Origin of the sequence: Trinickia sp., assembly GCF_051953405.1 — a bacterium.
Classification (GTDB): domain Bacteria; phylum Pseudomonadota; class Gammaproteobacteria; order Burkholderiales; family Burkholderiaceae; genus Trinickia.
In genome coordinates this window covers 99,630-115,475 of record NZ_JBQCIV010000086.1, presented here as the reverse complement: position 1 = coordinate 115,475, position 15,846 = coordinate 99,630, and the positions used below count along the sequence as shown (strand labels likewise).

The following is a 15,846-nucleotide window of genomic DNA, read 5'->3' as shown; positions in this document are numbered from 1 at the left end:
GATGCTCAGAGGCTAAGGCGGCCGACTGGCGTGAGATGCGCGTCGGAGCCGAGTTCTTGGAAGGAATAGACAGGCAGTGCGGGGAAGCGATGCTCGATCATCCGCCGCACATAGCGTCGAATGTCCATGGCGGTGACGATCGCCAGACGCTCGGCCGGCGCGGGTCCGCAGAGCCCTTCGAGATTACCGAGCAGCGCATCGATCGTGCTCGGCTCGAGCGCGAGGAAGTTGCCGGCCGGTGTCGGCTTGATCGATTGCCGAATGGTTTGCTCGACATTCGGATCCAGGACGATGGTGGGAAGCTCGCCGGTGCCGCCCGTCGCGCGGTGCGCGATGAAGCGGCCGATATCGCCGCGAACGTACTCCGTCACCATGAGAAGGTCTTTTTCCTTCGGCCCCCAAATGATTAGGCTTTCGAGGATGGCGCGCATGTTCCGAATCGGCACGCGCTCCTCTAGCATGCGGCGCAGCACCTCGGCGATGCGCTGCGCCGGCAGCGCTTTTTGCACTTCGGCGACGAGCCCCGGGTACTCGGTGCCGGCGCGCTCGAGCAGCCATTGCGTTTCTTGCAGGCCGACGAACAGCTTGGCTTCCGCGCCGAGCTGCGCGATCGCGTGCCCTGCGATCAGCGCCTCGCGGCTCACGAGCGCATTGGACGACTCGGCGGGCACTTTTTCCGTGTCGATCCAATAGCTATGCGCGAGCCCGGCCACATTGCGCCGTTCTTCGCATTGCGGACGCAATGCGTCGGGCACTTCGCGCAACACGGAAAGGCCGGGCGGCAAATCGACGGGCACCGACGGCACGTCTTGCACGATCAACTGGTAGCTGTGTCCCGTCAGGTCCTCGGAGATCCAAAGCGCGGTGCGCGGGAACGGCAACCCGAGATCGGCCGTGAGTGCGCGGCGTCCCTGTTCGAAGGCGTCGTCGAGCTTGCCCGCGTCGATCAGCGATGCGAGCTGCGGCGAGAAGCGGATGGCGAGCGGAACCGCGAAAGAAGGCGCCAACTTCGCGATAGTCGGCGCGCTTTCCTTGGACCCTTCGCGTGTGAGCGCCGGCAGTTCCGGGCCAGCGGGCGCATCCGCCTTGCGCTGCTTACGGGTGAGCGCATAGCCGCCTGCCGCCAGCGCGCCCGCCAAGACGACGAACAGCACCGACGGAAAGCCGGGCACGAGGGCGAAGCCGCACAACAAGGCGGCGGCGCTGAACAAGGCGCGCGCGTTGCCCGAGAGCTGCTCGACGATTTCCGTGCCGAGCGAGCGCGGCTTGGCGTCATCGTCGGCAACGCGCGTGATCAACACGCCTGCCGCGACCGAGATCAGCAGGGAGGGGATCTGCGACACCATGGCGTCGCCGATCGACAGGACGGAGAAGCGGTTCGCCGCTTCGCCGGCGGTCATGCCGTGATAGGTGACGCCGATGACGATCCCCGCCAGGATGTTGACCATCGTGATGACGAGGCCGGCGATCGCATCGCCCTTCACGAACTTCATCGCACCGTCCATCCCGCCGTGCAACTGGCTTTCGAGCGCGAGCAGGGCGCGCCGCTTTTGCGCTTGCTCGGCCGTGAGATTGCCCGCGCGCACATCGGCGTCGATACTCATTTGCTTACCGGGCATCCCGTCGAGCGTAAAACGTGCGCCCACTTCGGCCACGCGCTCGGAGCCCTTGGCGATGACGATGAACTGCACCGTGGTGATGATGAGAAAGACGACGAGGCCGACCACGAGGTTGCCGCCCACAACGAGTTCGCCGAAGCTCTGAATGATGTGGCCGGCTTCGGCTTTCAGCAGAATCGACTTCGTCGATGCGATGTTCAGCGAGAGCCGAAAGAGGGTGGTGAAGAGCAGTAGCGACGGAAACGCCGATAGCGAGGTGGCGTTCGGAATGTACATCGTCACCATCAGCAACACGACGCTGGCCGTGATATTCACGCCCAGCAGCATATCGATGAGAAACGTCGGCAGCGGCAGGATCATCAACGCGACGACGGCAACGACCACGCCGGCGATACCGACCTCGCCGCTGTATTGCGACACTCGGGAAAGCGATGCGGCTTTTGTCATGACGGCAGTCCTTCATTGGGTTGTACGTGCATGCTCATGGCGGGACCCGGGGACGCGCGGTTCGCGGCGCCGTCGCCCGCTTGCATATCCTCGACCCACGCCAGCACGGCGGCCACGGCCTTGAAGCACGATTCGGGAATGGCCTCTTCGACCGGCACCAGATAGAGCGCGCGCGCAAGCGGGGGATTGCCGATGATCGGCACCCCGTGCCGCTCGGCCATGCGGCGGATTTCCAATGCGTCGGCGTCGACGCCTTTGGCGACGATACGAGGCAGGTCGTATTCGTCGGGCTCGTAGCGCACGGCGACGGCGTAGTGCGTCGGGTTCACGATGACGGCGCGCGCGCCGGCCACGGCCTTGTCGGGGTTCTCCTGAACGATTTCGCGCGCGATCTGCTTGCGCTTGCCTTTGAGCTGCGGATCGCCTTCCGAATTTTTGAATTCGCGCTTGACTTCGTCCTTGCTCATGCGGTGATCGCGCATGAACAGCCAGCGTTGGATCCCGTAATCGACCGCGCCCAGCATGAGATAGAGCACGCCGCCGACGGCGAACAAGCGGCACAGCGCCGACCACGAAATCTGAATCAAATCCGGTATCGGCTCGTAAGCCACGCCCACGATCAGCGGCATGAGCGAGATCAACGTTTTATAGAGCGCCGCGGCGATGATGACGGCCTTGATCGTCATCTTGATCAGATCGACGAACGAGCGCATCGAGAACATCCGCTTCAGTCCCGACCCCGGATTAATCGAGTTGAATTTGGGTTCGAGCGGTTTGAACGAGATGACGAAGCCGATCTGCGAGGCTACCGCGACGATGGCGGCCACCACGGCCACGCCTACCGGAATCGATAGCAGCAGCGCTTGGATGCCGATACGGCCCATCGCGCGGCGCAGGTCCGCGTCCGTCGTGCCGGCGGCGTGCACGTCGAGTGCGACGCGCATGAGCGCGCTTAGATGCTCGCCCATCGCCGGGCCGGCGAGCGACAGTCCGAGCGCCGAGGCGAGCAGCAGCATCGCAAACGACAAGTCCGGGCTCTTGATCGTTTCGCCGTCCTCGCGCGCATCCCGGAGCTTCTTCTCGGTTGGCTCTTCGGTTTTCTCGTCGGACATGGCGCGCTCGCAGGTAAGACCATCAATGCATCGATCGAATTGGCCGCGAGTGTCGCCCGGGGCCGCCGCGCATACGTTCGCGCGCGACGAAACGGCGCGTCGCCGGGCGAAATCGCGATCGCCGATTCGTTGCCAGGCGAGAAAATTCGCCGGGTGCACCCGGGCAGGCGAGCGAATCTCGGTACGTTACGAGGCATCGGCGGCGCACCTTTCGCGTACGGCCGTTCCGGGCGGTCGGCCCGGGTTCCGATTCGAACTTCGCGAGGGGAAAGATGGATCTCACGACATGCAGCAAAGACCTGGTATCCGCACTGGTGGAAATGTTGACTTGGGCGGCTCGCAAGGGTCATCTGGACGAAGCCGAGCGCATGCTGGCCGCCCTTCACGTCATGCGCCCCGACTTCATCGAACTGCATGCCTACGACGCATGGCTGCAGATTCGACGCAATCGCCCGGCCGACGCTGCGCAGTTGCTGCGGCAACTGGAAGGCCGCGATCTGAAACCGCCGTTCGGGCCTTACGTCACGGCGCTGCTCGCGCTTTGCCTGTCCTCGCTCAAGGACCCTTCATGGCGCATCTACGCTAACGAAGTGCTCGAGCGCGACGAGGATCCCGAATCCGTCGGCTTGATGAAGCTCTTGACCGGCAAGCGCGACGAGGCTGCGCAAGAGGCCGCCCCGGCGGAAAGCAAAAGCGCGGATGCCGATTTGATGCGGCAAGCGATGTCGTTCAGCTATATGCGTGCATGAGGTGCCGACATGACCGTTCCTATTTCTGCCATCACGCCGCCGGTTTCGCTGCCGAACGTCAATTCGGTGGGCGGTCCCAACGACGCGACGCCCGCCACGTTCGGCAACCATGCGCCGGACGGCCTCGGCGCGCGCTTTCGAGAAGCGCTGGAGCAAGCGCGCCTGGTGCCCGAGCAGTCGGGGCATATCCAGGGCCCGTCCACGCTCTCGCAGGCCGTCACCACGCAGGATGAAGCATTCGGCGCGTTGACGGAGCGGATCAACGCATTCGAAGCGCAGAGCGGCAACCTGTCGATTCAGGAAGTCGCGGCGCAGACGATGGCGATCCAGCACGCCGTCACCGATGAAATGGTGAAGATCTACACGGGCACCGCGGTCGCGCAAGGCGGCAAGAGTACCGTGCAGACCCTGATGAAGAACCAATGACGGAGGGCGCCATGCGCCGCTTTTTGAGCACGCTGCGAACCTTGGCGATGCTGGCGGCCATGACCGCCGCGCTGGCCGGTTGCAGCAAGCAACTGTATGCGCAACTGACCGAGCCCGATGCGAACGACTTGATGCGGGTGCTGCTCGAAGCGGGCATCGACGCCAGCAAGTCTTCCCCCGACGGCGGCAAGAGTTGGACCGTCGACGTGGGCAGCGACGATTTCGCCCGTTCGATGGAAGTGCTGCGCGCGCACGGCTTGCCGCATCCGAAATACACGTCGCTCGGCGACATGTTCAAGAAAGATGGGTTGATTTCCACGCCGACGGAGGAACGCGTCCGGTTCATTTATGGCGTGTCGCAGCAGCTTTCCGACACGTTGTCGAAGATCGACGGCGTGGCGGTGGCCGAAGTGCAGATCGTGTTGCCGAACAACGATCCTTTGTCGAACGTCATCAAGCCCTCGTCCGCGGCCGTTTTCATCAAGTACCGGGCGGGTACCGATATCCAGGCGTTGGTGCCGAGTATCAAGAACCTGGTGGTGCATAGCGTCGAAGGGCTGACGTACGACAACGTTAGCGTGACGCTCGTGCAGGCGAGCCAGCCGATCCCGGACGGATTGGTGGCCGAGCAGGAACGCGTCGGCGCATCGACCCTATGGATCGCGGGTGCGTCCATCTTGGGCGTGATTGCCGCGGCGGCCGCGCTATGGCTCGCGTTTGCGCCGCGCGCATGGCGCGAGGCGGGGCCGAAGCATTGGTTCAAGCGCGCAAAAGCCAAGGAGAGCGGTGCGCCCGCCGTCGCGCCATGAGTTCGAGCCATTCGCTGATTCGCGTGCTGACCGAGTTCGAATTGCGCGCGCGGGAATTGACCGCGGCCGTGGCCGACGGGGCGGCGCGCACCTCGCCGTTTGCGAGGGCGGCCTCGTCCTCCGGGCGGCGCGCTGGCGCACTGCGGTTAGCTTCGGCTCGACGATTGTGGTGGCCCGCGCCGGTGCCGGCGCAAGCCTTTCTGAGTGCCGGCAATCGAATCGCGACGGTCGCCGCGGATCGGTTGAAGCCGATACTGGCCTCACGCGTGTTGTACGGCTGCCGCGATGCGATCCGGCGCTGTATCGACCGTCCAACGAAGCAAGCGCTTTCGCTCAGCATCGGGCCGACGGCGTTCGCCGCGATGCAAGAGCATGCGCTGACCTCGACCTCGGGGCAGCCTTTGCCCGATGACCTGAGCGCCGAATCGCTGGCGCGCCGTGGCTGGGCCTTGATGTTGGCGGACGGCGCGTGCGCTCACCCGACGCTGCGCCGGATGGTCGAACTGGGCCTGGCGCTATCGGCGGGAGACGACATTTGGCAGAACGTGCTGACGGCCCAGCGCGATACCTTGCTGCAAGCGGGTGCGGGTGCGGGTGCGGGTGCGGGTGCGGGTGCGGGTGCGGTTGCGGCCTGCGCCGATGGGGCGACGCCGGGCAAGAGCGCCACGAACGCCACAGACGAATTCCTTTCCGCCGCAGGCCTTTTGTTTCCGGAGTTTCAATGGCTATTTGGTTGAAGCAACAGCCTAAGGTCATCGCGATCGACACCGATGTCGTCCGCGCGGGGGAGTTCGCGCGAACGATGGCGTTGAACGACGCGATGCAAGCGCTCGACGAGGTGGTGCAGGCGACGATGCACGACGCGAACGAGCGAGCGGCGCATCTAGTCGAAACCGCGCGGCGCGAGACCGAGGCGTTCGCCGCCGCCGCGCGCCGCAAGTTCGAGAACAGCGCCCGCTTAGGCTATGCGGCCGGGCAGCGGCGCGCCTTGGCCGAAGCGCACGCGGACCTTCTCGCCCGCGCACGCGACGAGCGCGAAGAGCTGCACGCGCAATCGGCGCGGCTGGCGCGGCTGGTGATGGGCGCCGTGGAGCAGGTGATCGCCGAGAGCGATCGCGATGCGCTGATGCGCCGTGTTGCGCTCACGGTGTCGCGCGCGATCGACGATGCGACGCATTTGAGCGTGATCGTTTCGCAGGCCGATGCGGAAAGCGCGAAGCGTGCATTCGGGACCATCGCGCGCGAGGCGAATCCGCCTTTGAACCTAGAGGTCGTGGTCGACGACGCGATCGACGAAGGCTGCTGCGTCTGCGAGTGGGACTACGGCGTGATCGAAGGCAATCTTCGTGCGCAGTTGGCGGGGCTCGAACGCGCATTGAAAGGCGCCGTGATGGCGTCGACGGGGGCGGTGGCGCAAGACCCGCCGCCGCACGCCGAGTGGAATGACGACGCCTTCGACGACGATTACGACGGCGATGGCGAGGACCAGGGCGAGGACGAGTGACATGAGCACGATCGCCCGCTTTGCGGACCAATTCGAAGCCGCGCTTGGCCACAGTGCGTCGCTGGAATCCTATGGGAAAGTGCTCGAGGCGGTCGGGACGTTGATCAAGGTGGGCGGATTGGAGGCGCAACTCGGCGAGCTGTGCGAGCTGTGGGGCCCGGACGGCACGTTGATGCAACGCGCGGAAGTGGTCGGCATCGCTCGGCAGCACGTGCTGCTGGCGCCGTTCGGCAATATGACGGGCATTTCCCGCAGTACGCGCGTGACGGGCAGCGGCGAGCCGCTCTCCGTGCCGGTCGGGCCCGGGCTGCTCGGTCGCGTGCTCGATGGGTTGGGCGAGCCGAGCGATGGGCTGGGACCCATCGAAGCGCTGCAGCGTATGCCGGTTTTTGCCAACGCGCCGGATCCGCTCGAGCGGCGCATGATCGAGACGCAGCTCGGCACCGGCGTGCGCGTGATCGACGGCTTGATGGCGCTCGGCGAAGGGCAGCGGATGGGCATCTTCGCGGCGGCAGGGGTCGGTAAAAGTACCTTGCTCGGCATGCTGGCTCGCGGCACCGAGTGCGATGTCAACGTCATCGTGTTGATCGGCGAGCGCGGACGCGAAGTACGCGAATTCATCGAACTCATTCTCGGCGAAGAGGGCATGGCGCGCAGCGTCGTCGTATGCGCCACGTCCGATCGTTCGTCCATCGAGCGCGCGAAGGCCGCCCACGTCGGCACGGCGATCGCCGAATACTTCCGGGATCAAGGCATGCGCGTGCTGTTGATGATGGATTCGCTGACGCGTTTCGCGCGTGCGCAGCGCGAAATCGGGCTATCGGCCGGCGAGCCGCCGACACGACGAGGCTTTCCGCCATCGGTGTTCGCGGAATTGCCGCGCCTGCTCGAACGTGCCGGCATGGGACGGGAGGGCTCCATCACGGCGCTCTACACGGTGCTGGCCGACGACGAAGAAGGCGGCGACCCGGTCAGCGAGGAAGTGCGCGGGATTCTGGACGGGCACTTGATCCTGTCGCGCAAGATTGCCGCGCGCAACCGATATCCGGCCATCGACGTACTCGGCAGCTTGAGCCGGGTGATGCCGCAAATCGCATCGGAGGCGCACTGCGCCGGCGCTGGCCGTATCCGCCGCTTGATGGCGAAATACGACGAAGTGGAAATGCTGCTGCAGATCGGCGAATACAAGAGCGGTTCCGATCCGCTCGCCGACGAAGCCATCGCGATGCATGAGGAAATCGAAGGGTTCGTGCGCCAGCGCACCGACGACTTGGCCGATCTGGCCGAGACGCGCGATGTGCTTTGCAGCTTCGGCGAGCCATGAGCCGCGCGGTCGAACACGTTTGGAAGATCGTCGTCGCGGCCAAGGCGCGGGCAAAAGAGCGCCTCGAGCGCGCGCTTGCCGATGCGCGGCATGAATTGCAGCGGCTGATCGACGAAGCGGATGAAGCTGAGCGGGAACTCCAAGCCGCGCAAGATCGCCGCCTGGCGCACGAAGCGCGCATCGCTCAGTTGCTCGGCGACCCGGGCGGATTGTCGCCCGTGACGTATCTCGACCTCGATCGTTACCGAATGCCGCTGACCGAGGCCGTCGAACATGCGCGCGCCACCGTGCGCCGCGCGGCCGACGCCGTGCAAGCGCAGCAGCAGACGATCGAACAACTGGGAATAGACGTGCGTCGCGCCGATGCCTCGCTGGAAGCCGCGCGCGAACAATTGCGCAAAGCGGTCGCGGCGGCGCAGCGTCGTATCGAAGAACGAGCGGACGACGAGGCGGGCGAAACCGCGGCCGCGCGTCTCGTTCGCGGAGGGTAGTGACGATGGGTGACGGACTGGCTGCGGCTCGCGCGCTTGCCGAGCTATTCAACGAATATCAGGGTTTCTTTTTCACGCTGGCGCTCAGCGCGGCGCGCATCGCCGTGGCGTTTTCGATCTTTCCGCCCACGAGCGGCGACATGCTGCCAGGCACCGCGCGTAACGGCATCATTTATGTGCTGGCGGTGTTCGTCGCCGCCGCGCAGCCCGTCCATTACTTCGATGGACTTGGCTCGGCGCAGTTGTTGATGATCTCGCTGAAGGAAATGTTTCTCGGGGCGATGCTCGGCTTCGCCGCTTCGTCGGTGTTCTGGATCGCGCAGTGCGTCGGCACGCTGATCGACGATCTCGCCGGCTACAACAGCGTGCAGATGAACAACCCGCTGCGGGGCGATCAAAGCACACCCACGTCGAACACATTGATGCAATTGGCCACGGCGTTGTTCTATGTGGGCGGCGGCATGACGTTCTTGATGGGCGCCGTGTTCGAATCGTTCAAGTGGTGGCCGCTCGCGTCGCTGACGCCGTCGATGGCGAACGTAGCGGAAAGCTTCATCATTTCGCAAACCGATTCCATCATGACGGCGACGGTGAAGTTCGGCACGCCGGTCATGCTCGCATTAGTCTTCGTCGATCTCTCGATCGGCATGCTGGCACGCGCGGCCGAAAAGCTCGAACCGTCATCGCTCAGTCAGCCGCTGCGCGGCGCGATCGGGCTGTTGATGCTGATCCTCCTCGTCGGTGTGCTGTCTCAGCAGGTGATCGGTTCTCTGCGTCTCGACAACTTCGTGAAGCAGGCGGCCGCGCTCGCATCGCCGAGCGTGGTGCACCAGCCGAATTGAGCTTTCGGCGCTTAGCACTCGGCACGTAGTACTCGGCACGTAGTACTCGGCACGTAGTACTCGGCACGTAGTACTCGGCACGTAGTACTCAGCACGTAGTACTCAGCACGTAGCACTCAGCACGTAGCACTCAGCACGTAGCACTCAGCACGTAGTACTCAGCACGTAGCACTCAGCACGTAGTACTCGGTACTTTCCCCAGCATGGTTCCCCTCGTTACGGCGAGCGGGCGGTATGACCGCCCGCTCGCGCCTATTCCTTTTCGCGTTTCCAACCGATGTCTCGGCTTCGCTGCGCACTTTCTCAACGCGTAGTCAGAATTGTTGTGGATGCTCGTGAGATTGTTGAAATTATGCGAACGGCATCCGACTAATATCCTCTCAAGCACGGCGAAACGCGAACGAATCGCGATTCGATCCGATGCACGGCTTAGCCCGGTCGGCCGACAAGTGACGGGGCGTCTCCGAAGAGTGTCGAGCCATGTATCCGACGGTCTATCTTGCGCTGCTGTCAGCCCTCAAATCCCGAAACAGTGTGCCGCGCTATTGCGCCTCGGTGCTCGAGGGCGATTTCGCACGCGCCTATTGCGTCGTGGACGACGTCGCCGATCAGGGCGAGCGCGCGCAATTGCAGGCACGTGGGCAATCCAACCATGAATTGACGGCATTGGCGGATGTGTCCGTCGTCGTCGGCGATTTCGAGGCTGCGGAGAATCACTACCGTCGCGCGCAAAAGTTGATCTGGAAAGACGACGATCAACTGCGCGTACAGTCGTGCCGCAATACGGCGTGGATCAGTTTGTTCCGTGCGCGGCCGGTCGTCGCGCAACGCGGCTTCGCGCGCGTCAGCGCCGAGTCCTCCGCGCATGTCGAACAACGCATCGAGGCCTTGATCGGCATGGCGCTCGCGCATCATCAACTGGCCCAGCAGCCAGCCGCGGACGATGCCTTGCTGCGGGCCGCGCAGTTGGCCGACGAACACGACGAGCCGCGTTTTCGCCTCGTGGTCGATCTGCTTGCGCAAGAATTCGATGCGCGATTGCACGTGCGCGCGTCGCGTGCACTCGACGATCACGCGTTCTGGCAATCGACCTTGGCCTCGGTTTCGCTTGCCGCGGGCAGCCGGGCACCGCTCGAGCCGGCGTCGGCGGTTGCGGTTCGGCCGGCCCTCTTGGCGTTGCATCAAGAGCTGCTGCACAGCATGGCGCGCATGGCGAGCGGCGAATACAGCGCGCCCGCCTCGGTGATTGCGGCGCGCATTGCGCGCCAGGCGCCGAATCCCGATTTCGAATTCCACGCCATGCTCGAGATGGCGCTGGCCGCGTTCGCCGGTGGGCAAGACGATCTGGGCGTGGAATTGATGAGCGGGTTGTCGAAAATCGACGGGCGCGTGCATCGCGATGTCGACTACTTTTACAGCATGGCGAAGGTCGCGACGCGTCGCGGCGAACATGCGCAGGCGCTGAAGTTCTACTGCCAGTACACGGCCGAGGCGCTGCGTTGCTTGCGCAGCGACGCCGCACCCACGCGCGCCTCCGGCACGGCACGCACGCAAGGCACGGCGGTCGTGAACGACGAAGTGTCGGCGCGTCTGCCGGCGAAGTATCGGCGGGCCTATCGGTACATCATCGATAACATCGACCGCGAAGATCTGACGACGCGCGAGGTCGCGGCCGAAATGAACGTGACGATGCGCACGATCCAGCTCGTGTTCAAGCGCGCGCTCGGCGTGACGCCGTGCGGCTTGATTCGCTCGTTGCGGCTGGAAGGCATTCGCCGCGACTTGCTCGACGAGAACGGGCCCGCCTCCTCGATCTACGACACCGCGAACCGCTGGGGGCTCAAGAGCCGATCGACGTTGGCGAAAGGCTATCGCAAGCACTTCAACGAATCGCCGTCCCAGACGATCGTCGCCTGCGCCCGGTAACGGCATCGATTCTCGCGGAGCAAGAACAATGAAATATCAAGGACGCATGCGCTGCGTCAGAGCGCTCGTATTGTCGGCGTTGGTGGGGATCGGATTGAGCGCCAACGATGCGCATGCTCGGCCGATCCCATGGAAAGCCAATCACTTCGCCTATGTGGCCGATCATAAGGACGTGAAAGAAGTCCTGCGCGATCTAGGGGCGAGCGAAGGCGTGATGACGTGGATTTCGCCGCAAGTCGAAGGCGTCGTCACGGGCCGCTTCGATGAAACGCCGCAGCGCTTTCTCGATCGCATGGCCGATTCGTTCGGCTTTATCTGGTACTACGACGGCTCCGTCCTGCGCGTGTCGGGTCCGAACGAAGCGCGCAGCCAAACGATCGGGCTCGTGCATGCGACGACCGACGATCTGCGTGCGGCGCTTTCCCGGCTGGGCGTGAACGATCCGCGATTTCCGGTGCTGTACGACGACAAATCGCGTACCGCCGTCGTATCGGGGCCACCGCGTATGGTCGAACTCGCCACGGATGTCGCGCACTTGATCGACCGGGACGTGGAGCGCGGCGATACGCCGGAGGTGCGTTCCTTCAAACTGCACTACGCGTGGGCCACCGATCGATCGCTGATGATCAACGGCGAGCCGGTGGTCGTGCCGGGCGTCGTGACCGTGTTGCGCAGCTTATATTCGAACGATGCCGACCCGCGAGTGGGCAGCGCGGCCGCGCAGATCGGTGCCGATGCTTACCGGCTGCGCAGCATTGGCGGCACATCGGAGGGGCAGGGCGCGAATGCCGCCGCAAGTGCAAACGCAGGCGCGAACGGACGAGTGTTCCCGCCGCTGCCCGGGTTATTCGGCGGCTCCGGGCCGTCGCAGCCGACGCCATCGGGCGGCACGGATGCGGCGCGCAACGCTTCGATTCCTCCGTTGCCGGACGACATGATGAGCGCGAGCGCCGGGTCGCCGTCACCGACGGGATCGGCCTCGATCCATCCCGACGCACCGATCATTCGCGCCGACGCACGCGATAACGCCGTACTCGTGCGTGCTCGCGCCGAGTCGATGCCCGCGCTCGAGCATTTGATCACGTCGCTCGACCGGCGTCCCGGCGTGTTGGAAATCGACGCGAGCATCATCGAGATTTCGGAAACAGGCCTTAAGGAGCTGGGTGTCGATTGGCGGCTCAACTCGAGCCATATCGATGTGGAAACGGGCAACGGGCAGAACGCGCAGGCGGGCTTCCCGGGTTCGATCAATCCGCAGGGCTTTCCGAACGCGAATTCGAATACGTCGTCGGCGCTCACGAGCGCGGCCGGCACGGCTGCTGCGATGACGCCGGTGGGCGGCGTATTGACAGCGGTGATCGGCGGCACGGGGCGCTATCTGCTCAGCCGCATCAGCGCGTTGGAGCAAACGGACAACGCACGGATCACGGCCAGCCCGAAGGTGACCACGCTCGATAACGTGGAGGCCGTCATGGACAACAAGCAGACGTTCTACGTTCCGGTGCAAGGCTTCGAATCGGGCAGCCTATATAGCGTATCGGCGGGCGTGGCGTTGCGCGTGCTGCCTAGCATCGTCTCTCAGGACGGTAAGCCGCAGATTCGGCTCGATGTGCATATCGAAGACGGCCAGTTGACGAGCCAGAACGTGGGGCAGTTGCCGGTGGTCAGCAAGAGCACGATCGATACGCAGACGTTGATCGATCAGGGGCAAAGCTTGCTGATTGCGGGCTATACCGTGGATCAGGACGATCGCAGCGAATCGGGCGTGCCGGTCTTGTCGAAGATTCCGTTCATCGGCGGCCTGTTCAAATTCAAGCACCATCAAGGACAGAAATTCCAGCGCCTGTTCTTGCTGACGCCACGCGTCGTGTCGGCTGCCTCGGCGACGGATGACGCCTCCGTTTGCTGCGGCCAGAATTCGGCGATGTAGCCGTCGCTTTCCCTCGTTTAAAGCATCGAGCTTTAAGCATTCGGCATCCGCACCGCTTCGGCGGCCGGATGCTTTTTTTTATTCTGTTCGATCGTGGGTCGATAAAAAGACCGGCGCGCGCGCCGGTCCGAAGTGCTGCGATCGAACGTCGAATTTGGCGTGCCGGCAGGCTCCCCACTTCTCCGAGGGCCTGCCTGGCGACGCGACACGTTGCGACGCGATTGCTCGTGACTCAGGTGTTCGAATCGTCGCCGCCGACGAGGCCCGCGCTGCGGCCTGCGCCCGGCGCCGTGGGCGGCATCATGAACGGCATCGCGGGCATTTGAGCGGGCGGCGAGTTGGAGGCCGTGTTATAGGTCGCCGCATTGTCGGCCGCGTTTTGGGCGTTGTCGGCGCGCTGTTGTTTCTTATCGTGCGAGTCCTCCGCGCCCTGGGCCGCGTGCTGCGCGTAGCCGCTGCTTCCCGTGCCCGAATGTCCCGACGCGTAGTACGGCTCTTGCGCGCCGGTGTTGGCCTTGCCGCCGAACTTGCCGAATCGGCCGAAGCTGCCCGAGCCGCCGCCCAACTTGCTGAAGCTGGCGAACTTGCCGGAGCTGCCGGAGCCGCCCAGTTTGCTGAACGAGGCGAACTTGCCGGAAAGACGCGATCCGCCCGAGCCGCCGAACTTGCCGAACGAGGCGAATTTGCCCGAAATGCCAGACCCGCCGGACCCGCCAGCGCCGCCGAATTTGCCGAACGAGGCGAACTTGCCGAACTTGCCGGATCCGCCAAATCCGCTGGATCCGCCGGCCCCGCCGAACGACGACTCGTGCGAGCCCTTGCGGCCGAACGAGATGCCGCCCGCCGCGGCGCCCAAGACACCGGCGGCCACGACGGTCGAATCCGACCCGCCGCCCGTGGGCATGACCTTCGATGCGACGCCGCCCAGCATTTTTTGCGCTTCGTTACCGGCTTCCATCTCGCCGACGTTCTTCACGACGCCCTTCACGGTTTGCGCGACGTTACCGTGCAAGGCGCCGCCGATCGCGGCATCCAGTTGCGCATTGCCGATGTGCGCATTGATGAGGACGTTCGTGCCGATCGCGGCGGCGGCCCCTTCGGGCGTCAGATCGGACGCCACGTTGATGGCATCCATGCCTGCCTTGCCCATATCGCCGAGCGCCGCGCCCCACTTGCCGTGCACCGCATCCTTGCCGGCCTGGATCGTGCTCGAGATGGCGCCCACCGTGCCTTCGACCACTTCGCCGCCCACTTGATCGACGCTCTTCTTGATGTCGCCGGTGAACGCATCGTAGCCCTTCTCGACCTTGCCCATGGCCTTGTCCATGCCCTTGCTCAGGTGCATGTTCGCGAGCGAATCGACCGCCACGTGGCCGACGGCGGTGACGGTGTCGTAGTAGCCGTTGAACGCGTCCTTGCCCGTGTTGACGGCATCGTGGAAAGCTTCCTTGAAGTGCCCGTGCGCGAGATCGCTACCGGTCTTTTTCAGGTCCTTGCCGACCGTCTCCGCGTCCTTGACCAGACCTTTGCCGACTTGCTCGACGCCGTCCTTGATGCCTTTGCCGATCTTGCTGAAGACGTTCTCGATGCCTTCGCCGATCTTCGTGTGGGCGAACGGATCGAGGTGCTCGACATCCTGCTTGATGTCCTTGCCGATGTTTTCCACACCATGCTCGACGCCTTTGGCGACGTTCTTAATGTCGTCGCCAAGGTGCTCGAAGCCGTGCTTGATCTTCGAAAAAATGCTCATCACGTTTCCTTTATTCGATGTAGCGATTAAGTGGCGAAGGCCGGCTCATCGAACCGGCCTTCGCCCCGCACAACTCACTGCCCGCCTGCGCTCGCCGATGCCTGCGGCATCATCTGCTGCAGCATTTGCGTGATTTCCCCGAGCATTTGCGTCACTTGCTGGTTGCTCTCGCCGCTGCGTCCGTCGCTGTTGCCCGAGTGGCCGTGCTGCGAAGTCATGTCTTGCAGCATCTTCAGAATCTCTTGCAGCATCGATTCGATCGACGATTGCGGATTGCCGCCCGTCGCCGCCTGCGAGCCGCCGGCGGGCGCCGCGCCGCCAGTGGGGTCGCCGCCCGCCGCGCCGCTTTGCGCGCCGCCTTGTGCGCCGTTGGCTTGCTGAATCTGACCGAGCATCTGTGTGATTTCGCCGAGCATCTGCAGCATCTGGCTGTTGTCCTGGCCGCCGTTCGCCTGCCCGCTCGATTGCAGTTGCTGCAGCATTTGCAGGATGGTTTGCAGCATCGATTCGATCGATTGCAGGCCGCCATCGGCACCGCCCGCCGCATCGGCGCCGCCCGCCGCATCGGCCCCACCGGAGGCGTCGGCCCCGCCGGAGGCATCGGCCCCGCCGCCTGCGTCCGCACCGGCACCGGCGCCGCTACCCGCATCGGCACCGGCCGCGGGCGGAGGCGTCGAGCTGCCCTTGGTGTCGATGCCGGCGATTTGATTTTGCTGCTGAATGGCTTGCGCCAGCATTTTTTCGATCATATTGAGCATCATGCCCAACATCTTTTCGATTTCCGCCGTGCCGCTGTTGCTGTCCGCGCCGAACGACGCCGAAAAATCGACGCCGTTGATGCCGACTTGGGAAGAACCGCCGATCGATAAGCTCATGAATGACCTCGTCGTCATGAATAGTGAATGCGCGCCGCCAAG

The 15,846-nt window shown here is 64.3% G+C and carries 14 protein-coding genes; 10 read left to right on the top strand and 4 right to left on the bottom strand.

Going from position 1 to position 15,846, the window contains the following annotated elements; translation table 11 throughout:
- Positions 1-5: 5 nt before the first annotated feature.
- Together sctV and sctU are read right to left on the bottom strand one after the other, a co-directional pair.
- Positions 6-2,066: a type III secretion system export apparatus subunit SctV gene (gene sctV, locus ACTHN9_RS15290; protein WP_440537615.1), complete on the bottom strand. Its 2,061-nt coding sequence runs from the start codon at positions 2,064-2,066 to the stop codon at positions 6-8.
- On the bottom strand, positions 2,063-3,178 hold the full coding sequence (gene sctU / locus ACTHN9_RS15285) for a type III secretion system export apparatus subunit SctU (RefSeq protein WP_440537614.1): 1,116 nt from the start codon (positions 3,176-3,178) through the stop codon (positions 2,063-2,065). The genes sctV and sctU overlap by 4 nt, the downstream gene beginning before the upstream one ends.
- Positions 3,179-3,450: 272 nt before the next feature.
- Between sctU and ACTHN9_RS15280 the strand changes: the two genes are divergently transcribed.
- The 10 genes from ACTHN9_RS15280 (at position 3,451) to sctC (ending at position 13,179) form a co-directional block, all read left to right on the top strand.
- A complete protein-coding gene (locus ACTHN9_RS15280; RefSeq protein WP_440537613.1) occupies positions 3,451-3,927 on the top strand; it encodes an HrpB1 family type III secretion system apparatus protein in 477 nt (158 codons plus the stop codon).
- 9 nt (positions 3,928-3,936) lie between these two features.
- Positions 3,937-4,353: a hypothetical protein gene (locus tag ACTHN9_RS15275; protein WP_440537612.1), complete on the top strand. Its 417-nt coding sequence runs from the start codon at positions 3,937-3,939 to the stop codon at positions 4,351-4,353.
- 11 nt (positions 4,354-4,364) lie between these two features.
- Positions 4,365-5,162, top strand: coding sequence for a type III secretion system inner membrane ring lipoprotein SctJ (gene sctJ, locus ACTHN9_RS15270; protein ID WP_440537611.1), 798 nt, complete (start codon positions 4,365-4,367; stop codon positions 5,160-5,162).
- The gene (locus ACTHN9_RS15265; RefSeq protein WP_440537610.1) at positions 5,159-5,899 is read left to right on the top strand and encodes a type III secretion protein HrpB4; all 741 of its coding nucleotides are present in this window, start codon (positions 5,159-5,161) and stop codon (positions 5,897-5,899) included. Before sctJ ends, ACTHN9_RS15265 begins: the two co-directional genes overlap by 4 nt.
- Entirely contained in the window at positions 5,884-6,666 is a 783-nt protein-coding gene (sctL, locus tag ACTHN9_RS15260; protein WP_440537609.1) for a type III secretion system stator protein SctL, read from the top strand. The genes ACTHN9_RS15265 and sctL overlap by 16 nt, the downstream gene beginning before the upstream one ends.
- A 1-nt stretch (position 6,667) precedes the next feature.
- The gene (locus tag ACTHN9_RS15255; protein ID WP_440537608.1) at positions 6,668-7,990 is read left to right on the top strand and encodes a FliI/YscN family ATPase; all 1,323 of its coding nucleotides are present in this window, start codon (positions 6,668-6,670) and stop codon (positions 7,988-7,990) included.
- Positions 7,987-8,481 carry a hypothetical protein gene (locus ACTHN9_RS15250; RefSeq protein ID WP_440537607.1) on the top strand — a complete coding sequence of 165 codons (495 nt, stop codon included), beginning with the start codon at positions 7,987-7,989 and terminating at the stop codon, positions 8,479-8,481. The genes ACTHN9_RS15255 and ACTHN9_RS15250 overlap by 4 nt, the downstream gene beginning before the upstream one ends.
- Positions 8,482-8,486: 5 nt before the next feature.
- Complete coding sequence (gene sctT, locus ACTHN9_RS15245) at positions 8,487-9,323, top strand: type III secretion system export apparatus subunit SctT (RefSeq protein WP_440537606.1); 837 nt, start codon at positions 8,487-8,489, stop codon at positions 9,321-9,323.
- A 480-nt stretch (positions 9,324-9,803) separates the two neighbouring features.
- On the top strand, positions 9,804-11,249 hold the full coding sequence (locus ACTHN9_RS15240) for a helix-turn-helix transcriptional regulator (protein WP_440537605.1): 1,446 nt from the start codon (positions 9,804-9,806) through the stop codon (positions 11,247-11,249).
- A 28-nt stretch (positions 11,250-11,277) separates the two neighbouring features.
- Entirely contained in the window at positions 11,278-13,179 is a 1,902-nt protein-coding gene (sctC, locus tag ACTHN9_RS15235) for a type III secretion system outer membrane ring subunit SctC (protein ID WP_440537604.1), read from the top strand.
- A 232-nt stretch (positions 13,180-13,411) separates the two neighbouring features.
- Here sctC and ACTHN9_RS15230 read toward each other — a convergent pair whose 3' ends face one another.
- Complete coding sequence (locus tag ACTHN9_RS15230) at positions 13,412-14,929, bottom strand: hypothetical protein (RefSeq protein WP_440537603.1); 1,518 nt, start codon at positions 14,927-14,929, stop codon at positions 13,412-13,414.
- Between the two features lie 74 nt (positions 14,930-15,003).
- Positions 15,004-15,804: a hypothetical protein gene (locus ACTHN9_RS15225; RefSeq protein ID WP_440537602.1), complete on the bottom strand. Its 801-nt coding sequence runs from the start codon at positions 15,802-15,804 to the stop codon at positions 15,004-15,006.
- Positions 15,805-15,846: the final 42 nt, after the last annotated feature.